A 19,951-nucleotide genomic window follows, 5' to 3' on the forward strand; every position below is an offset into this window, starting at 1 on the left:
CCAATTCCGTTAACTTTTTGCGTTGGCGAGCAATTCGGGCAGTATTTCGGCCGCTTTGGCGACCTGCACGCCGCGCGCCTTCATATCCTCGATAAACGCCAGGAACTGCGCGTCGTATCCGGTCACGGCGCTCATGCAATCGGTCAGCAGCACCAATTTTGACAGGTGGCGCTGATCGACATTGGCGACCAGGTGCTCGGTGGTCGCCTTGACGCAATGGCTGCCGGCCTCGCCGGTGATGAACACCCGGTCCGCGCTCGACAGCACCTCGATCAGTGCGCCATTCAACTGGGTGGCCTCGTCGTCGTCGTCCGGCACCTCGGCCTGGATCGCGGAATAGTGCTCGGTCCACGGGTTGGTGCCCTTGATCACCCGGTCGACCTTGCCATGCCCGCCATTCTCCCAGTGGTTCAATGCCGCTTGCACATCGGCGTGCACTTGCCGCCCCCAACTGCCAATCTCGCAATGGACGGGCCAGACCATGAGGCTGTAACGGCCCGCCGCCTCGAGCGTCTCGAGATAATTAAGCACGCGCGGCAAGGCCGCCGGATCGCGCGGCAGATAGCGCCCGGCCCGCACATCGGCGGCCGTTATCTGCGTGAAGGGATGCACTTCCTGTTTTGCGCCATCGGTCCAAAAACCGGGATGGGCGATATCGAGCCTGTGGTGCGAGTCGATCGTCACGCTGATGCCGGAGAGCCCGGCCCGGCCGCGGTTGACCAATTCGGCCACATTCAACATATCGGCGTGCGCGCCCGGCACCGGCAGCGCAGGGGCGTTCCGTCCGGATGCGGGCGCATCGGCAGGGCGGTACCCTTCCGGCAGATCGCAAAAATCGTTTTGCGGATCGATGACGAGTAGATGCAGATTCCGTTTCATTGCGCGTCCTTTCGCATTAGTTGACCCAGTGTAAATCACTTAGTTTTCAAATGCAACTAAGTCGGCTATAATTTTCTCAAAGGAAAAATTTGCGCCTGTTTTTATCCCTGCGCATTGATACTCATCACAATCAGCGGCGACTGGCTTAAGATGGAAAATGTACTTAGCCTCCGAAACGGCTCCTTATTTGGATAAGACAATGAACAATGTCATTTGCACGGTCGATGTGGTTTTGCTCACCATTAAAGACGAGCGGCTCAGTGTCGCCCTGCTCAAAAGGGAGCGCGAGCCGTATCGCGGGGTGGCCGCCCTGCCTGGCGGATTCATCCATGCCGAAGACAACGACGCGCGCGACGCGGCCTTGCGCGTACTCAACGAAAAAACCCGCATCGAGGCGCCCTACCTCGAGCAGTTGGCCACGTTTTCGGGCCCCGCGCGCGACCCGCGCGGCTGGTCCATATCGGTCACCTACTATGCGCTTGTGTCGTTCGACGTGATCGAGCGCGCCGGACACCCGGATATCAAACTGGCCAACGTCGACCAGCTCACCAACCTGCCGTTCGACCACCGCGGCATCATCGAAACGGCGGTCGCGCGGCTGCGCAGCAAGAGCCAGTATTCCTCTTTGCCTTGCTATCTGGCCGGCGAGGCATTCACCCTGCCCCATCTGCAGCGCATCTATGAGGCGCTCATGGGCGAACCTTTGAACAAGGTCAGCTTTCGCAGGAAAATCAAGGAGATGGCGATGCTCGAAATTCTGGAAGGGCAGTTTGACAGCGCGGGCGCGCACCGGCCGGCGCAGTTGCACCGCTTGAAGCCGGAATTGCGCGAGCGATTGACGCTGCTCGAACGTGGCCTTTGAACTAAAACGGGCGCCGCGCGATCAGATCGAAAAACCCATGGTCCGATCGGCCATGTCTCGCGGGGACCCAAAGTCGTCCTTGCGCCGCCGGGCGCCATGTCCATTGGCCTTGCGCTGATGTTCGAACGCCTCGCGCACGCTGTCGCGCACGGCCTGGTCGTCCCACGGCTTGGTGAAAAACCGGAACACCGAACCGTGGTTGATGGCGTCGATGACCGAATCGACTTGCGTGTACCCGGACAGCACGATCCGCACGACCTCGGGATACTGCAATTTGACCTTGGACAGAAAATCGGCGCCGCAAACCTGCGGCAGGCGCTGGTCGGCGATCATGACCTGCACCCGGTGGCTGCCCAGCAGATCGAAGGCCTCGCCGGCGGTGGGCGCGCACAAGAGCTGGTAGTCGTCGGCGCGGAACAAGCGGCGCAAGGATCTGATCACATTGGGGTCGTGGTCGACCAATAGCAAAGTGCCCGCGTCCGCGCCGGCATCCGCGGCGCGCCTGACCGGGCTGGACTGGAGAAGGATGCGCATCCGGTGTTGCAGAAGCGCGTTGTTGATCGGTTTGCACATATAGTCGGTGGCGCCGGCGGCGAACGCGCCGTCCACCGTCGCGCCGTCATCGTGCGCCGTGAACATGAGCACGGGGATGCCCTGGCCGGCATGCTGCCGACGCAGGGCGCGGCACACTTCGACGCCGTCGAGCCCGGGCATGCCGACGTCGAGCAGCACGATATCCGGGCGCACCGACGCGAGGGCGGCAAGCCCCGCCACGCCGTCGCCGGCCTCGACCACTTGCAGGCCGATGCCCTCCAACACCTCACGCGCCAATTGCCGCATGAAACCGTCGTCGTCTATGACCAAGACTATTTTCTCTTGACGAACACGTGAGTCCATTTCCATCCCGGTGATCGTTTCAAAGTCAAACAACCCTGGCCGGGGCCGGGCGCGATTCCATCAACCAGTATTGACAACACTTTTATTATGCGCGGATACAAATTGCTTTTCAAGAAATTTAGTTTCCCGCATGACCTTAGTATGGCCTTGCCGCATCAAGTCGACCACATGAGATCGAGTGTTGCCCGCAAAGCCCCGCGTATTGGCGATCCGGCCAATACAGTATCCGCATTTAGTTGGCCAACTGTACACGTACTGTACTTTAAATCTGCTCTACGATAGATGGATCGACAAAGCCAGTCGCCACTTTCTGGAGCAGGTGATGCAAGAACACATTTCGGCGGCGCACTGCCATCCGGGCGCGCCAAGCCTCAGCCCCGAGACGCGCGGCATGCTGCTGGGCCTGGCGGGCGTGGCCCTTTTCAGCCTCACGCTCCCGTTCACCCGGCTTGCGGTGGCCGAGCTGCCGCCCGCCTTCGTCGCGCTCGGGCGCGCGCTGGTGGCCGCCGTGCTGGCCGGCGCCTTTCTCTGGTGGAAGCGCGCGCCCCTGCCGCCGCGCGGCGCCGTGCTGCCGCTGGCGCTGGTGGCGCTCGGCTGCGTGATCGGTTTTCCGTGGCTCACGTCGATCGCCCTGCGGACCCTGCCCGCGTCGCACGCGGCGGTGCTCGTGGGAATCCTTCCGCTGGCCACGGCGCTGTGCGCGGCGGTGCGCGGCCACGAGAAGCCCTCGCTCGGCTTCTGGCTGATGGCCCTGCTCGGTTCGGGCCTCGTGGTCGGCTTCGCGCTGCGACATAACGGCGGCGGCTTCGAGCCGGCCGACCTGCTGATGCTGGGCGCGGTCGTTCTGGCTGCCATCGGCTACGCCGAGGGCGGGCGCCTGTCGCGCAGCATGGGCGGCGAGCAAGTCATAAGCTGGGCACTGCTGCTGGCGGCGCCGGCGCTGGCGCCGCTGGTGCTGTGGCTGTCGTGGCCGGACCGCGGGGCGATCGCGGCCGCCGGCCTGCCGGCCTGGGCCGCCTTCGCCTACGTGTCGATGTTCTCGATGTTCATCGGCTTCTTCTTCTGGTACCGCGGCCTGGCGACGGGCGGCATCGCCCGGGTCGGCCAGGTGCAGCTGGTGCAACCGTTTTTGACGCTGGCCGGCGCCGCCGTGATCGTGGGCGAGCCGCTAACGCTGGTCAATGGCGTGTTCGCCGGCGCGGTGATCGCCGTGGTCGCGGCGGGCCGCGCGATGCAGGTGCGCCGATAGCGCCAGGCGCCGCACCGGCACCTGCCCGATGGAATTATTCTGTAACCGGGGTCTGACCCCAATATCGGAACTAAGTTTCCGTGCAAACATGCGGGGGCCGGGCGTAGCCCTGGAATCGCGCCAGCTCACCAAATTTTTGGCAAAAAATTCCTTAAGTGGGGTCAGACCCCGGTTAAAAAATTGAAGCTCGACTTGGTCTGTTTTTGGGCGCGGGGGGACTTTAGGGATGGGCTCGGGCCAATGCATAGTGTCCGCCTTTGGGGAAGTGCATGATTTGAATGGGCAGGCACATCGGCAAGACATATTTTGTAACCGGGGTCTGACCCCGATTGCGGAACTAAGTTTCCGTGCAAACATGCGGGGGCCGGGCGTAGCCCTGGAATCGCGCTGGCTCACCAAATTTTTGGCAAAGAATTCCTTAAGTGGGGTCAGACCCCGGTTAAAAAATTGAAGCTCGACTTGGTCTGTTTTTGGGCGCGCGGCGCTTCAGGGATGGGCCCGGGTCGGGGCATAGTGCCCGCCCAAGGAGATGTGCATGATTTGAATGGGCAGGCACATCGGCAAGACGTACAATACCGGCTGTTTATATAATTCTGGAATCCTCATGACCGTTATCGACAAACTCGCCGCGCTTAACATCACCCTCAACGCCCCAGCCGCTCCGGCCGCCGCCTACGTCATGTATGTTCAGACAGGCAATCTGGTCTTCATCTCCGGCCACCTCGCCAAGGACAAGGACGGCGCCATCGTCGTCGGCCAGCTCGGCAAGAACGTCTCGACCGAGCAGGGCCAGGCCGCCGCGCGCAACATCGCCATCGACCTCATCGGCACCCTGCGCGAAGCCTGTGGCGGCGACCTCGAGCGCGTCAAGCGCATCGTCAAGGTCATGAGCCTGGTCAATTCGACCCCCGACTTCACGGAGCAGCATCTGGTCACCAATGGCTGCTCGGAACTGCTCGGCGAGGTCTTCGGCGACGCCGGCAAGCACGCCCGCTCGGCCTTCGGCGTGGCGCAGATTCCGCGCGGCGCCTGCGTGGAAATCGAAATGATCGTCGAACTGGCCGACTAACAGCCCTAGCGCCCCAGATCGCACCGACCCGGGCGACGCTTACCCAGCGCCGCCCTTTCCGGGCACCCTACCCGGCGTGCCCTATAATTGGCCAAGCACCCGACGCGGCCCCATCCTTAGTGAGACCAGCATGAAAATCGAAAATCCAAACCCGATCGAATGGCAATTTTCGGAGCGCGCCAGCCAGCTGCAAAGCTCGTTCATCCGCGAAATCCTGAAGATCACCCAACGTCCCGACATCATCTCCTTCGCCGGCGGCCTGCCTTCGCCCGCCACCTTCCCGGTCGAGGAGATGAAGGCCGCCTTCGACAAGGTTCTGTCCAACAACGGCAAGGTGGCCCTGCAATACGGCCCGACCGACGGTTACGCGCCGCTGCGCGAGTGGGTCGCCAACTCCCTGTCCACGCCAGATTGCACCATCGCCCCCGAGCAGGTGCTGATGACCTCGGGCTCCCAGCAAGCGCTCGACCTGCTGGGCAAAGTGCTGATCGACGAAGGCAGTCGCGTGCTGGTCGAAACCCCGAGCTATCTGGGCGCGCTGCAGGCGTTCTCGGTGTACCGTCCCGAATTCAAGTCCGTCGCCACCGACGAGCACGGCCTGGTGCCGTCGTCGATCGCGCCCGTGGCCGAGGGCGCGCGCCTGCTGTACGCGCTGCCGAACTTCCAGAACCCGACCGGCCGCAGCCTGTCGGTCGAGCGCCGCGTCGAGCTCGTCGAGACCTGCGCCCGCCTCGGCCTGCCGCTGATCGAGGACGATCCATACGGCTCCCTGAGCTACAACGGCGAGCCGTTCCCGAAGATGCTCAACATGAATCCCGACGGCGTCATCTACATGGGCTCATTCTCGAAGGTGCTCACGCCGGGCATCCGTCTGGGCTATGTGGTCGCGCCGCTGCCGCTGGTGCGCCGCCTCGAGCTGGCCAAGCAGGCCGCCGACCTCCACACCGCCCAGCTGACCCAGATGGTCGTCCACGAAGTCATCAAAGACGGCTTCCTCGAGCGCCACATCCCGAACATCCGCACGCTGTACGGCAACCAGTGCCAAGTCATGCTCGATTCGATGGCCGAGCACTTCCCGAAGGCGGTCACCTGGACCAAGCCCGAAGGCGGCATGTTCATCTGGGTCACGCTGCCCAAGCAGATCGACGCGATGCAATTGCTCGACCAGGCCATCGCGGCCAAGGTCGCCTTCGTGCCGGGCGCGCCGTTCTACGCCAACGAGCCTGAGACCAACACCTTGCGCCTGTCGTTCGTGACGGTTTCGCCCGAGCGCATCCGCGAAGGCGTCGCCATCCTTGGCAAGCTGATCGCCGCCCAGCTGTAGTCGGCTGCAAAAATCCCGCTGCAAAAATCCCGCTGCAAAAGCGAAATCGCCGTCACCGCCGCAAGGGCCGTGACGGCGAAATTGTTCAGACCATGCATATTTGAATAGCCGCGCGCGCCGCTATTCAAAATTGCATATCCCGCTACAAGCCTTTGACACGGCAGGCGATCAGCAGCAGGCCAAAACCGACGATCCAGGACCAGGTTGCGTACGGCTCCGGGATGCGCACGATGTTAAATTGCGCCAGCAGCGCGACGATGAACAGCACCAGCGAGATGATCCACACGACGTTGGTTGGGGCACTACCGCCTGAATTGCGCATATTGTTTTCCTTTCATTGAGATCAATTCGGGCGGTCGCCCCAACTGTTGCTGCTTGCCGGCATCGCGCCGCGCATTTACTTGCTTCCCGACGCGCGCCGGTAGGCGCCGTCGAACGTGACGTTGTGCCCGCCGCAGCGGCGATTGTCATCGCTCACCGTCAGCGCATCGCCCGCAAACGTCAACGTCAACATGCAGCCGATCTCCCCCTCGCGATCGCCATTGCCATCGCGGTAGCGCAGCACCTTCTTGTCGAGCGTGGCGACGCCGCTGATGTCGCCGATGTTGACATTGTCCGGATTCGCGCTCTGCCAGTGCGCGCTCCCGAGCACCCGCACCCGGTTGCCCGGCAGCGCGAAGACGTCGATCGTGGCCGTCTTGTCGGGCTTGTTTCGATAGTGGCGCTCGTAGCGCCCGGAAACCCCGCCCGCCGCCGCGCCCGCCCGCGTGTGCCCGCGCAATTCGGCGATCCGGGCGGCGTAGGCAAGCCCGAGGCAGGCGGCGTCGGCGCAGTCGTCGCGGGTCGACCAAAGCCATTGCTTCTGCCACCCTTTGAGCGCGCCCTTGTGCGCCACGCCGGCCATGGTGTCGCGGTAGACCAGCGCCAGCTCGCTGTCGAGCCTGGAGACGGCCGGGTCGGCGCAGATGCGCTTCTCGGTGTCGCTGCGCGCCTTGGCGCAGTCGAAGCTCGCCGACTGGGCCATGCCGCTGGCCAGCAAAAACAGCAGTGCGAGCGTGCGCTTGTGGCCGGAGCGGGGAAGGTTCATTGTTTTATAGCGTGTGGGCATTTGCGAGCCTGACTTTACCATGCTGCCGCGTCCCCACGCGGCGAATTGTTGTTTCCATGCACTTAAAAGCGGCTTGGCGCACGTTAGCGCTCCCGTCCCTGGACAGGTTAAATTTTGGTATGCTGCATTGATCCATCGCAAACAACCGCCGATCGGGAAGTATGCTTTTTCAGCTAACAGGGAACCGGGCACGCCATCGTTGGCGGCCACCGGGTCGCGCCACGCGGCCTTGCGGCCCGTGCGAGCTTGGCCCCGCAGTTATCCGCGGGGGCCGCGCGTGATGCAGATGAGGCTGCGCGCCTCGATCGTCCTGACCGTCATGGTCGGCCTGCTGATCCCGGTGTCGGTGAGCAGCTTTTTGACGCTCGACCAGCGCAAGGATGCGCTCGAGCATCGCATGCAGGCCGAGCACAGGCGCATGACGGCGATCCTCGCGCTGGGCATGCAAGAGCCGCTGTGGAACATCGACCCCACCGGCGGCCTGCCCCTGTTCGAATCGGTGTTCGGCGACCACCGCATCGTCGGCATCACCGTGCAAGACCTCAAGAACGGCACCTTCCTGTCGAAACACCACCCCGAGCGGCGCGCCGGACGGCTGTTCACGCGCAGGCAGGCGGTGCTCTACCGCGGCGAGACCATCGGCAGCGTCAGCGTCGAGATGGACAGCGGCGAACTCGACAAGGAGGTCGCGCGCGACCGCGCCCTGTTCGGCTGGACCGTGGCCGGCCAGCTTTTGCTCAGCCTGCTGCTGATCGTGATCCTGCTGCGGCGCCGCGTGCTGGTGCCGATCCGGCGCCTGATGCAGGAGTCGGCGCGCCTGGCCGCGCGCGACCTCGACACCCCGTTCACGTGGCGGGCGACCGACGAGCTCGGCCAACTGGGCGTGAGCCTCGAACTGACCCGCCAGTCGCTCAACGCCCTGTTCAGCGAAATCAACAGCAAGAACAAAATACTCGAGAGCGACATCGAGCAGCGCGCGCTGACGCAAAAGGAGCTGCAACGCCACCGCGAGCACCTCGAGGAACTGGTGCGCGAACGCACCGTCGAGCTGCAGGCGGCCAAGGAGCGCGCCGACGTCGCCAACCAGGCCAAGAGCGCTTTCCTGTCGAGCATGACGCACGAATTGCGCACCCCGCTCAACGCCATCCTCGGCTACGCCCAGATCCTCAAGCGCGACAAGATGCGCAGCGAGCGCCAGAGCATCGGCCTGAACACGATCCAGCAAAGCGGCGAGCATTTGCTCATGCTCATCACCGACCTGCTCGACCTGGCCAAGATCGAGGCCGGCAAGTTCGACCTCATGCCCGAGCCGGTCAACCTGGCGTCCTTCCTGAACGGCATCGTCAACATCATCCGCGTCAAGGCCGAGCAGAAAAACCTCGGCTTCGCGTTCGCGCCCGCCGCCGACCTGCCGCCCGCCGTGCTGATCGACGAAAAGCGCCTGCGCCAGGTGCTGCTCAACCTGCTCGACAACGCCGTCAAGTTCACCGACGCCGGCCATGTGGGCCTGCATGTGACGGCGCGCCCGGCCGCGGGCGGACGGGTCGGCCTGCGGCTCGAGGTGCGCGACAACGGGGTCGGCATCGCGCCCGACCAGGTCGAGCATATCTTCCGGCAGTTCGAGCAGGTCGGCGACGTCAGGCGCCAGGCCGGCGGCACCGGGCTCGGCCTGGCCATCAGCCGCCAACTGGTGCGCCTGATGGACAGCGAGCTGCGCGTGCGCAGCGAAGTCGGCGCCGGCAGCGCGTTCTGGTTCGAGATCGAGGTGCCGCTGGCGGGCGCCGGATTGGCGCCGGCCAGCCTCGAACGCATGGTGGTCGGCTACGCCGGGCCGCGCAAGCGGATTTTGGTGGTCGACGACGTCGACGCCAACCGGCAGGTGCTCAAGGACCTGCTCGAACACGTCGGCTTCGAGATCGCGCTGGCCGTCAACGGGCGCGAGGGCGTGCGCGTGGCCGGCGAATGGCGGCCAGACGCGGTCCTGATGGACATCGTGATGCCGGTCATGGACGGACTCGAGGCGACCCGCGTCATGCGCGCCCTGCCCGGCGGCGGCGGCCTGCGCATCATCGCCATTTCGGCCAGCGTCACGCGCGAGGACGAGGGCGCCACCTACGAAGCCGGGGTCGACGCCTTCATGAGCAAACCGGTCCGGCAAAACCGGCTGCTCGAAAAGCTCGGCGAGCTGCTCGGCCTGACCCTGGCCTACGAGGCCGAAGTGGCGGACACGCTGGCGCCGGGCCCGGCCCACGACGCCGGCAAGGCGGTGCCGCCGGCGCCCGAGATCGCGGCGCTGTGCCAGCTCGCCAGGGAGGGCAACATGCGCGCCATCCGCAGGCGCGCCGAGGCGATCGAGGCCGACGACGCGCGCTACGCGCCGTTCGCCGCCAAACTGCGGCTGCTGGCCAACGCCTACCAGTCCAAAGCCATCCTCGACATGCTCATGCGGTACGCCGGCCCGAACGGCGCCGAATGATCGCGCCGCCATCCCGATCATCGACGACACCGCGGCCACAGGCTCCCAGGCAATCCTGAGCAATCCCTCACCGCGCCTTGACGCCACCTCCACCTATAAAGTAACGTTGTCGGATCCGGCGCAATTTTTTGGCCCGGATGTGTTGCTTGGTTCTAAACTTGCACTTTACAGATGCAAGATTGAGGAGGAGCATGTCTAAGTGCCGCAGAGTTACATTTTCGTACGATGGGCGGCCGGCGGTCACCTCAACTTTTGAGAGGCAGTAATGAAAGATATAGACGGAAACGAAGTTGGCGTGGGTGATATCGTGCGTTTGGTGTCGGTCAACCAAGAGGTTCTTGATTATTGCCAGGATTTCGTCGAGTATTCGCTCTCCGGCGACCAAAAGGTCGACGACCTTGCCTTGCTCACCAACGATTACCGCATCGATGGCATTTTTGGCGAAGGAACCAAGGCGAGCGTCTCGATCGAGCTGCGCAGCTCCGACGGCCTGCCGATCGGCGGCCTGTTCATGCTGTCGGAGGAATTCCGCTTGCTGCAAAAAAGGAAATAGACGAATGCCGTCCAAGCCAATGCATGGCGGCGCTGCGGACTCGACTGCCGCCGCCGGGCGGTTCATGGCGGCGTCCTAGCTACAAGTAAGCTACAAGTGAGCAAGGCCACCCCGGCGATCAAGAACTCGCATGCGTGCGTCTCTGTCCCCCATCACCGAAAAGGATTGTTCGGAAGGGTCCTTGGGGGCGATTCGGGACAAGGAAACGCGCCAAGACTTTGCGTCGTTCTGCGTACGCCGTGCCACATTCAAACGCACCATCCCCACGCGCACATAATCGCTTTCCGCGCCAGTGCAGCCACCTGGCCGAGAGCGTCTCCGCCGGAATCCTCGTGTTCGGCACCTGGACGGCCCGCGCCACCGCCGCCGGCCGAAGCGCCCCTCACCGGCGGGCTTGACAATTTGCGCCACCCGGCTTTTGCTGGTCGACATCGCCTTTCAAGGAGGGGGCTGAACCCGGACACGTGGCGAGAGCGGCAATCTTGATTTCACTTTAGCAACACCGCATGCTGCAACGCAGCACGCTCTTTCAGGGCTATAATAGTGAAGCTGTAGTGCCTTTGCACCCCGATGCGCTTATGATGGTTACGACGTGAATCCACATCTCGACAAACTGCACCCCTACCCGTTCGAAAAACTGCGCCAACTGTTCGCCGGCGCCAGCCCCAATCCGGCCTACCCCGCCATCAGCCTCGGCATGGGCGAGCCCAAGCATCCAACGCCAGTCTTCATCGAAAAAGCGCTGACCCACGCCATCGCCGGCCTGGGCAGCTATCCGAGCACGGTCGGCGGCGAGCCCTTGCGCGCGGCCATCGCCGGCTGGCTCGAGCGCCGCTACGGCGTGCCCGCGCTCGACCCTGCCACCCAGGTCCTGCCGGTCAACGGTTCGCGCGAGGCGCTGTTCGGCATCGCCCATTGCGTGATCGACCCGGCGCGCGACCCCGCGCAGCCGGTGCTGGTGATGTGCCCGAATCCGTTCTACCAAATCTACGAGGGCGCGGCCTACCTGGCCGGCGCCGAGCCCTACTTCGTCAATTCGGACCCGGCCCGCAATTTCGCCTGCGACTACGCCGGCGTGCCGGCCGCCGTCTGGCCGCGCGTACAGCTGCTGTACCTGTGCTCGCCCGGCAATCCGACCGGCGCCACGCTCACTGTCGACGACTGGCGGCAGTTGTTCGCGCTGGCCGACGAACACGGCTTTGTGATTGCGGCCGACGAGTGCTATTCCGAGATCTACCACGGCGGCGCGCCGCCGCTCGGCGCGCTCGAGGCGGCGCACCAGCTCGGGCGCAGCGGCGGCGAGCGCCCGTACGCCAACCTGATCGTCTTTTCGAGCCTGTCGAAGCGCTCCAACGTGCCGGGCATGCGCTCGGGCTTCGTCGCGGGCGACCCGGCCGTCATCAAGAAATTCCTGTTGTACCGCACCTACTGCGGCGGCGCGATGTCGCCGCCGGTGCAAGCGGCGTCGATCGCGGCCTGGGGCGACGAGGCCCACGTGCAGGAGAACCGCGCCAAATACCGCGAAAAATTCAAGCTCGTCACGCCGATGCTCAAGCAGGTGATGGACGTCGAACTGCCCGACGCCGGCTTCTACCTGTGGGCCGACGTGCGCCGCAGCGGCCTGTCGGACACCGAGTTCGCGCGCCGTCTTTACACCGAATATAATGTGACGGTGTTGCCAGGAAGCTATCTTGCGCGCGAAGCGCACGGGATCAACCCCGGAAGCGGACGCATCCGCATGGCGCTGGTGGCCGAGGTCGACGAGGGCCTCGAGGCCGCCTCCCGGATCGTGCAGTTTTGCCACGCCTTGCGCGAAACCGCCTGAGTTATTCCGTTAATTCCGCATTTATTTGATACAAATAAACATTTCTTACGATATATCCGCCACCATTAGAGACCATGACCCAACAATTGCAAACCATCATCGACACGGCCTGGGAACAACGCGCCGACATCACCCCGTCCAACGGCACGGCCGAACTGCGTGACGCGGTCGCGCACGTGATCGCCGGGCTCGACGACGGCACCCTGCGCGTGGCCCAGAAAACCGGCGCCGACTGGGTGGTGAACCAGTGGATCAAGAAAGCGGTCCTGCTCTCGTTCCGCCTCGAAAACAACTCGGTGATGACCTCCGACGGCACCATGCAGTTCTACGACAAGGTCCCGACCAAGTTCGCCAACTACACGGCCGACGACTTCGCGCGCGGGGGCTTCCGCGTGGTGCCGCCGGCGGTGGCCCGCCGCGGCAGCTTCATCGCCAAGAACGTGGTGCTGATGCCGTCCTACGTCAACATCGGCGCCTACGTCGACGAGGGCGCCATGGTCGACACCTGGGCCACGGTCGGCTCGTGCGCCCAGATCGGCAAGAACGTCCACCTGTCGGGCGGCGTCGGCATCGGCGGCGTGCTCGAGCCGATGCAGGCCAACCCGACCATCATCGAAGACAACTGCTTCATCGGCGCGCGCTCCGAGATCGTCGAAGGCGTGATCGTCGAGGAGAACTCGGTCATCTCGATGGGCGTCTACATCGGCCAGTCGACCAAGATCTACGACCGCGCCACCGGCGAGGTCAGCTACGGACGGGTGCCCTCGGGTTCGGTCGTGGTGTCGGGCAACCTGCCATCGGAAGACGGCAGCTACAGCCTGTATTGCGCGGTGATCGTCAAACGGGTCGACGCCAAAACGCGCGCCAAGACGGGCATCAACGAACTGTTGCGCGGAATTTAAACCAATAGGTTTGTTAGGAGAGCACGATGGCAATGGATCGCTTGTTCCATTTGATGAAGGAAAAGAACGCGTCGGATATGTTTTTCGCCGTGAACTCGCCTGTGCACATCAAGATGAACGGGAACCTTATCCCGATTAATCAGCAAAAATTGGAACGGGAGAACATCCGCGCCCTGCTCGCCGAGGTCGCCTCGCCCGAGCAAATGGAGGAACTCGAACGCGAGAACGAGCTCAATATGGGCATTTCGGTGCCCAACCTGGGGCGTTTCCGGCTGTCGGCGTTCCGCCAGCGCGGTTCGATCTCGGCCGTGTTCCGTTTCGTGCCCGCCGTCATCCCCGCCCTCGCCGACCTCGGTTTGCCGGAGGTGCTGTCCGAGCTGATCATGGAAAAGCGCGGCCTGTTGCTGCTCGTCGGCGCGACCGGCTCGGGCAAGTCGACCACGATCGCCTCGATGCTCGACCACCGCAACGAACTGCGCGCCGGCCACATCCTCACGCTCGAGGATCCGATCGAGTATCTGTTCAAGAACAAAAAGTCGATCGTCAACCAGCGCGAGATCGGCAGCGACGCGGCCACCTTCTACACGGCGCTGCGCAATTCGATGCGCCAGGCGCCGGACTGCATTTTGATCGGCGAGATCCGCGACAAGGAAACCATGGCCGCCGCGCTCGCGTACGCGCAATCGGGCCACCTGGTGCTGGCCACGCTGCACGCGAACAACAGCTACAACGCGCTCAACCGCATCATCAGCTTCTACCCGATCGAGAACCGCGCGGCGCTGCTGCAGGACTTGTCGTCGGCGGTCAAGGCCATCGTCTCGCAGCGCCTGGTGCGCTCGGCGGCCGGCGGCACGCGCCAGGCGGCGGTCGAGATCATGGTCAACACGCGCTATGTGGCCGACCTGATCGAAAAGGGCGAGATCGGCCAGATCAAGGAGGCGATGGAGAAAAGCCTGTCGCCGGGCTCGCAGTCGTTCGAGTCGGCGCTGCTCGCGCTGGTCAAGAGCGGTTTGGTCACGCAGGAGGAGGCGCTGGCCAATGCCGACTCGGCGACCAATCTGTTGTGGCTGCTTAACAACGCCACCGCCGCCAAGCCGGGCGCGGCCGAGGCGCCGCCGGAAAAACCGGAGGACGACGGCAGCTCGTTCAAGGAGTTCACGCTGGGGTAAAAAGCTGGCGTCAGGCCGGGCTTTCGTCGCCCCCGCGCTCTCCGCGTTCCCCGTCATCCCCGCGCGCTCCCCGTCATCCCCGCGCGCTCCCCGTCATCCCCGCGAAAGTGCAAACGCATGCGTTTGCCCCATGCTGAGCACGCGGTTATGCGCCTTGAAAAATTTTTGTCGTACAGTCCCGAGCCTGAAAATTTGAACTCCGCGTATATACACGCTCAGTATGGGTCCCCGCCTCCGGGAGGATGACGTTGGTTTATGATACTTGTGCTTTAACGACACGATTTCTGATGCTGTGCAATATCCTTTGATGATGGCGCCCCCCGGGCGCCATTATGTTATCCTCCCGACTTCCCCCGCGTTGTGTTTTTCGCCCGTGTCGCGCCCTTCCAGGCGCTGCAGCGCATCGACCCTGACCTTGACCCATGAAAACTACCCTGTACGGCATCCCGAACTGCGACACCGTCAAAAAAGCCCGTACCTGGATGGCCGATCAGGGCCACGAATTCGCCTTCCACGACTTCAAAAAGCAGGGTCTCGACAGTGCCACCGTGGCCGCCTGGCTCGAACAACTCGACTGGGACGTCCTGGTCAACCGCAAGGGCACCACCTGGCGCAATCTGCCCGACGCGCGCAAGGCCGCCGTGCAAAACAAAGACAGCGCGCTCGCGCTCATGCTCGAATTCCCCTCCGTGATCAAGCGCCCCGTGCTGCAGGCCCCGGGCAAACTGAGCGTCGGCTTTTCAAGCGACAAATACCAGCAGCTGTTCGGCGCATGAGCACGCCGGCCAAATCGCGCACCCACGCGCTGTCCGAAGCGCTGATGGCACTATCCTCGATCACCCCCGAGGACAATGGCTGCCAGCAGCGCCTGATCGAACTGCTCTCGCCGCTCGGCTTCGCGTGCGAGACCATCGAATCGAACGGCGTGACCAACCTGTGGGCGCGCCGCGGCAGCGACTCGCCCGTGTTCGTGTTCGCCGGCCACACCGACGTGGTGCCGACCGGACCGGCCGAGCAATGGGCGTCCAAGCCGTTCGTGCCGACCGTGCGCGACGGCAAACTGTACGGGCGCGGCGCCGCCGACATGAAGACCTCGATCGCCGCCATGGTCGTCGCGGTCGAGGAATTCACCGGCGCCCACCCGCGGCACCGCGGCTCGATCGCCTTTTTGATCACCAGCGACGAGGAGGGCCCGGCCACCGACGGCACCGTCATCGTCTGCGAGCGCCTGCGCGAACGCGGCGAAACGATCGACTTCTGCCTCGTCGGCGAGCCCACCTCGGCCCACATCCTGGGCGACACCATCAAGAACGGGCGCCGCGGCTCGCTCTCGGGCACGCTGGCGGTCAAGGGCGTGCAGGGCCACATCGCCTACCCGCAACTGGCGCGCAACCCGATCCACCAGGGCGCCGCCGCGCTGGCCGAGCTGGTCGCGGAGCGCTGGGACGAGGGCAACGAGTACTACCTGCCGACCTCGTGGCAGATGTCGAACATCCACGCCGGCACCGGCGCCGGCAACGTGATCCCCGGCCTCATGACGGTCGCCTTCAACTTCCGCTTCTCGACCGCGAGCACGGCCGACGGCCTCGAGGCGCGCGTGCACGCGATCCTCGACAAGCACGGCCTCGACTACACGCTCGACTGGACCCTCAACGGCCTGCCCTTCCTCACGCCGCGCGGCCAATTGTCCGACGCGCTGGCGCAGGCGATCGCCGACGAAACCGGCGTGCACACCGAATTGTCGACCACCGGCGGGACCAGCGACGGGCGCTTCATCGCGCGGATCTGCCCGCAAGTGATAGAATTCGGCCCTCCGAATGCCAGCATCCACAAGATCGACGAGCACATCGAGGTGCGTTTCATCGATCCGCTCAAGAATATCTACCGCCGCACTCTGGAAAACCTGCTGGCGTAACGCCGCGCCCAACCGAAACCCTGGCCATGACTACGACTACTTTCACCACGCCGCGCGACCTGCTGCGCTACGCCGTCACCCGTTTTAATGGCGCCAAGCTGTTTTTCGGCCATGGCAGCGCCGAGGCGCTCGACGAGGCGGCCTACCTGATCCTGCACACGCTGCATCTGCCGCTCGACAAGCTCGATCCCTTCCTCGACGCCCGCCTGCTGCCCGACGAGGTGCTGAAGGTGCTGGCTGTGATCGAGCGGCGCTGCACCACGCGCGTGCCGGCCGCCTACATCACCAACCAGGCCTGGCTTGGCACCTACGCGTTCTACGTCGACGAGCGCGTCATCGTGCCGCGCTCGTTCATCGCCGAACTCATTCCACAACAGTTCAGCCCTTGGGTCGGCGACTACGAGAACGTCGAGAACATCCTCGAACTGTGCACCGGCTCGGGCTGCCTGGCGATCATGCTGGCCGACGCCTTCCCCAACAGCGTGGTCGACGCGGTCGACATCTCCAGCGACGCGCTGGCCGTGGCCGAGCGCAACATCCGCGACTACAAGCTCGACGGCCGGGTCAACCCGATTTGCTCGGACCTGTACCAGAACGTGCCGTTCAAGAAATACGACCTGATCGTGAGCAATCCGCCCTACGTCAACAGCGACTCGATGAGCAAGCTGCCGCCCGAGTACCTGCACGAGCCGCAGATCGCGCTCGGCGGCGGCGCCGACGGCATGGACCTGGTGCGCAAGATCATCGCCGGCGCGGCCGAACGCCTGGCCCCGGACGGCCTGCTCATCATCGAGATCGGCAACGAGCGCGAATACGCCGAGGCGGCCTTCTGCGACCTTGGCCTGACCTGGCTGACCACGAGCGCGGGCGACGACATGGTGTTCATGATCGGCGCCGACCAGTTGCAGTGATGACGATGCAGTGACAAGGACGCAGTAAAACCGATATAAAAACCTTCATGGCCACGGCCATGGCGCGGGCGGACCGGCTTGAAAGGCCTGCCGCCCGCACGCACCTCCTAGAAAAGAAAAGAATGATACGTTTCCTCTCCGTTAGCCTCATGCGCGGCACCAAGCCCCTGCTCGAGAGCGTCGACCTGACCCTCAACCCGGGCGACAAGATCGGTCTGATCGGCGCCAACGGCGCCGGCAAATCGAGCCTGTTCGCCATGCTGCGCGGCGAACTGCACGCCGACCAGGGCGAGATCGACTTCCCGAGCAAGTGGCGCATGGCCTACGTGGCGCAGGAGACGCCGCCGCTCGAGCGTTGCGCGCTCGACTACGCGATCGACGGCGACGTCACGCTGCGCAAGCTCGAAGCCGAGCTGGCGCGCCTCGAGTCGATGCCCGACACGGCCGAAAACGGCATCGCCATCGGCAACATCTACAGCGCGCTGGCCGACGCCGACGCCTACACCGTCACCTCGCGCGGCGAGCAGCTGCTGCTTGGCCTGGGCTTCACGCTCGACCAGATGCAGCAGCCGATCGTGAGTTTTTCGGGCGGCTGGCGCATGCGCCTGAATCTGGCGCAGGCGCTGATGTGCCCGTCCGACCTGCTGCTGCTCGACGAGCCGACCAACCACCTCGACCTCGACGCCATCATCTGGCTCGAGGATTGGCTCAAGCGCTACACCGGCACCCTGGTCATCATTTCGCATGACCGCGACTTCCTCGACGAGATCGTCAACGTGGTCGTGCACATCGACGAGCGCAAGCTCAAACGCTACTCGGGCAACTACTCGAGCTTCGAGCGCCAGCGCGCCGCCCAGATGATCCTGGCCGCCGGCATGATGGAAAAGCAGGCGCGCCAGCGCGCCCACCTCGAGTCGTTCGTGAACCGCTTCAAGGCCCAGGCCTCGAAGGCGCGTCAGGCGCAGAGCCGGATGAAGGCGCTGGCCAAGATGGAGGAGATGGCGCCGCTGCGCGCCGCCGCCGAATTCTCGTTCGAGTTCCGCGAGCCGCTGGCCGCGCCCAACCCGCTGCTGGTGATGGAGGACGTCGACTGCGGCTACCACCTGCTCAACGAGCACGGCGACGTCATCGGCGACAAGGCGATCGTGCGCGACGTCAAATTCTCGCTCCAGATCGGCCAACGCATCGGCCTGTTGGGCGTCAACGGCGCCGGCAAGTCGACCCTGATCAAGACCATCGCCGGCGAATTGGCGCCGCTGACGGGCGACGCGACCATCGGCAAGGGCCTGTCGATCGGCTACTTCGCCCAACACCAGGTCGAGATGCTGCGCCACGACGAGTCGCCCCTGTGGCACCTCGCCAAAATCGCGCCGACCGTGCGCGAGCAGGAGCTGCGCAACTTCCTGGGCGGCTTCAACTTCCCGGGCAATATGGTCACCAGCTCGATCCGCCCGTTCTCGGGCGGCGAAAAGGCGCGCCTGGCGCTGGCCCTGATCGTCTGGCAGCGCCCCAACCTGCTGCTGCTCGATGAGCCGACCAACCATCTGGACCTCGAAACGCGCGAGGCGCTGACCATGGCGCTGGCCCAGTTCGAGGGCACGCTGGTGGTGGTGTCGCACGATCGCCACCTGCTGCGCGCCACGACCGACCAGTTCATCATCGTCGCCGACGGCAAGCTGCAGCCGTTCGACGGCGACCTGGACGACTACAAGGATTGGCTGTTCCAGACCAAGCTGGGCAAGGGCACCAGCGTGCTGCCGGCCGCCGGCAAGGACAACAAGACGGCGTTCCCGACCGCCTCGGCGGTCGCCGCGCCGACCGCGGTGGTCGACAAGAAGGACCAGAAGCGCGCCGACGCCGAGGAGCGCCAGCGCATCGCCGCGCTCAAGAAGCCGATCGAGGTCAAGATCAAGCATCTCGAGGTGCAGATCGCCAAGCGCAATGGCCAGAAGGCGGAAGTGGACGCCAAGCTGGCCGAGTCGAGCATCTACGACGCGGCCAACAAGGCCAAGCTCAAGACGCTGCTGGCCGACCAGTCGTTCTTTGGCAAGGACCTGGCCCAGCTCGAGTCCGAGTGGCTCGAGCTGCAGGAGCAGCTCGAAGGGCTGGCGGCGTAAGCCGCAGTTACGGCGCCTGGGGGCACTGCTCCTTACGCGGCCCGGCGCGCCCCTTCTGCGCGCCGCACCGACATCAGCATGTCGATGTCGACCAAAATCAGGCGCCGCCCCTCGAGCTGGCCGAGCCCCATCAGGTAGTCGGGCACGCCGCGCTGGGCGATCGGGCTGATCTGGCCGGCCTCGAGCGCCACCACGTCGCTGACGGAGTCGACCACCATCCCCATCACGCAGCTCGAGAGCTGCAAGATGATGACGTCGGTGAGCCGGTCCGGCGCCGACGGCCGCGTGCCGAGCGCGACGCGCATGTCGACCAGGGGCATGATCACGCCGCGCGCGAGCGCCACGCCATGCACGATCTGGCCTTCATTCGAGACGCGCTCGAGCGCGGTGAGCGGGCGCAGTTCGCGCACCCGGTCGGCGTCGAGACCATACTCGAGTCCACCAAGCCCGAAACTGAGGAATTTCCTCGCGCCGGGAACCGCTGGGTCGACTGCGTCTGGGTGCATGATGGTCCTTTCGTCTGTCATGAAGCGGCCAAATTACTGAAATTCCATGCTACGGGGAGTGGCGCCGGCCATCGTTGACTGCGGTCAATATTTCCTGATGAAATGTATTAGCCCGCGAAGCTCGCGCCGGGCGCCGTACAATGCGGTGCTGGTTCCGCCGTCTGGTTTCCTGTCCGATTTTTTGTCCGA

18 protein-coding genes are annotated in these 19,951 nt (G+C 64.4%); 13 read left to right on the top strand and 5 right to left on the bottom strand.

Going from position 1 to position 19,951, the window contains the following annotated elements:
* Positions 1-9: 9 nt before the first annotated feature.
* Positions 10-879, bottom strand: a complete 870-nt coding sequence (locus C7C56_RS03855; protein WP_106756176.1) for a cysteine hydrolase family protein — start codon at positions 877-879, stop codon at positions 10-12.
* A 199-nt stretch (positions 880-1,078) separates the two neighbouring features.
* Between C7C56_RS03855 and C7C56_RS03860 the strand changes: the two genes are divergently transcribed.
* Positions 1,079-1,741 (top strand): NUDIX hydrolase, encoded by a 663-nt coding sequence (locus C7C56_RS03860; RefSeq protein WP_106756177.1) that lies wholly within the window; start codon positions 1,079-1,081, stop codon positions 1,739-1,741.
* A gap of 21 nt (positions 1,742-1,762) precedes the next feature.
* Here C7C56_RS03860 and C7C56_RS03865 read toward each other — a convergent pair whose 3' ends face one another.
* Positions 1,763-2,605 (bottom strand): response regulator, encoded by an 843-nt coding sequence (locus C7C56_RS03865; RefSeq protein WP_181373013.1) that lies wholly within the window; start codon positions 2,603-2,605, stop codon positions 1,763-1,765.
* Positions 2,606-2,960: 355 nt separating this feature from the next.
* Between C7C56_RS03865 and C7C56_RS03870 the strand changes: the two genes are divergently transcribed.
* The 3 genes from C7C56_RS03870 (at position 2,961) to C7C56_RS03880 (ending at position 6,280) form a co-directional block, all read left to right on the top strand.
* Entirely contained in the window at positions 2,961-3,887 is a 927-nt protein-coding gene (locus C7C56_RS03870; protein ID WP_229458040.1) for a DMT family transporter, read from the top strand.
* A 604-nt stretch (positions 3,888-4,491) separates the two neighbouring features.
* Positions 4,492-4,956, top strand: coding sequence for a RidA family protein (locus C7C56_RS03875; RefSeq protein ID WP_106756179.1), 465 nt, complete (start codon positions 4,492-4,494; stop codon positions 4,954-4,956).
* Positions 4,957-5,086: 130 nt separating this feature from the next.
* The gene (locus C7C56_RS03880; RefSeq protein WP_106756180.1) at positions 5,087-6,280 is read left to right on the top strand and encodes an aminotransferase-like domain-containing protein; all 1,194 of its coding nucleotides are present in this window, start codon (positions 5,087-5,089) and stop codon (positions 6,278-6,280) included.
* Positions 6,281-6,422: 142 nt separating this feature from the next.
* Here C7C56_RS03880 and C7C56_RS27900 read toward each other — a convergent pair whose 3' ends face one another.
* Positions 6,423-6,602 carry a hypothetical protein gene (locus C7C56_RS27900; RefSeq protein WP_146204268.1) on the bottom strand — a complete coding sequence of 60 codons (180 nt, stop codon included), beginning with the start codon at positions 6,600-6,602 and terminating at the stop codon, positions 6,423-6,425.
* Between the two features lie 75 nt (positions 6,603-6,677).
* Positions 6,678-7,367 carry a lysozyme inhibitor LprI family protein gene (locus C7C56_RS03885; RefSeq protein WP_106756181.1) on the bottom strand — a complete coding sequence of 230 codons (690 nt, stop codon included), beginning with the start codon at positions 7,365-7,367 and terminating at the stop codon, positions 6,678-6,680.
* A 301-nt stretch (positions 7,368-7,668) separates the two neighbouring features.
* Between C7C56_RS03885 and C7C56_RS03890 the strand changes: the two genes are divergently transcribed.
* The 9 genes from C7C56_RS03890 to C7C56_RS03930 all read left to right on the top strand — a co-directional run bounded on the left by C7C56_RS03890 (position 7,669) and on the right by C7C56_RS03930 (position 19,256).
* Positions 7,669-9,864 (top strand): ATP-binding protein, encoded by a 2,196-nt coding sequence (locus C7C56_RS03890; protein WP_106756182.1) that lies wholly within the window; start codon positions 7,669-7,671, stop codon positions 9,862-9,864.
* Between the two features lie 265 nt (positions 9,865-10,129).
* Positions 10,130-10,417 (top strand): hypothetical protein, encoded by a 288-nt coding sequence (locus C7C56_RS03895; protein ID WP_146204269.1) that lies wholly within the window; start codon positions 10,130-10,132, stop codon positions 10,415-10,417.
* A 592-nt stretch (positions 10,418-11,009) separates the two neighbouring features.
* Positions 11,010-12,242, top strand: a complete 1,233-nt coding sequence (dapC, locus tag C7C56_RS03900) for a succinyldiaminopimelate transaminase (protein ID WP_106756184.1) — start codon at positions 11,010-11,012, stop codon at positions 12,240-12,242.
* A gap of 74 nt (positions 12,243-12,316) precedes the next feature.
* Complete coding sequence (gene dapD, locus C7C56_RS03905) at positions 12,317-13,144, top strand: 2,3,4,5-tetrahydropyridine-2,6-dicarboxylate N-succinyltransferase (protein WP_106756185.1); 828 nt, start codon at positions 12,317-12,319, stop codon at positions 13,142-13,144.
* Positions 13,145-13,170: 26 nt separating this feature from the next.
* Positions 13,171-14,313 (top strand): PilT/PilU family type 4a pilus ATPase, encoded by a 1,143-nt coding sequence (locus C7C56_RS03910; protein WP_106756186.1) that lies wholly within the window; start codon positions 13,171-13,173, stop codon positions 14,311-14,313.
* A gap of 422 nt (positions 14,314-14,735) precedes the next feature.
* Entirely contained in the window at positions 14,736-15,089 is a 354-nt protein-coding gene (locus C7C56_RS03915; protein ID WP_106756187.1) for an ArsC family reductase, read from the top strand.
* Entirely contained in the window at positions 15,086-16,228 is a 1,143-nt protein-coding gene (gene dapE, locus C7C56_RS03920) for a succinyl-diaminopimelate desuccinylase (RefSeq protein ID WP_106756188.1), read from the top strand. Before C7C56_RS03915 ends, dapE begins: the two co-directional genes overlap by 4 nt.
* A 26-nt stretch (positions 16,229-16,254) precedes the next feature.
* On the top strand, positions 16,255-17,139 hold the full coding sequence (gene prmB, locus C7C56_RS03925) for a 50S ribosomal protein L3 N(5)-glutamine methyltransferase (protein ID WP_106756189.1): 885 nt from the start codon (positions 16,255-16,257) through the stop codon (positions 17,137-17,139).
* 122 nt (positions 17,140-17,261) lie between these two features.
* The gene (locus tag C7C56_RS03930; protein WP_106756190.1) at positions 17,262-19,256 is read left to right on the top strand and encodes an ATP-binding cassette domain-containing protein; all 1,995 of its coding nucleotides are present in this window, start codon (positions 17,262-17,264) and stop codon (positions 19,254-19,256) included.
* Positions 19,257-19,288: 32 nt separating this feature from the next.
* On the opposite strand, the gene C7C56_RS03935 is transcribed toward C7C56_RS03930, so the two are convergent.
* Positions 19,289-19,762, bottom strand: a complete 474-nt coding sequence (locus tag C7C56_RS03935; protein ID WP_106756215.1) for a chemotaxis protein CheW — start codon at positions 19,760-19,762, stop codon at positions 19,289-19,291.
* Positions 19,763-19,951: the final 189 nt, after the last annotated feature.

Source organism: Massilia glaciei (assembly GCF_003011895.2).
Lineage (GTDB): Bacteria > Pseudomonadota > Gammaproteobacteria > Burkholderiales > Burkholderiaceae_D > Telluria_A > Telluria_A glaciei.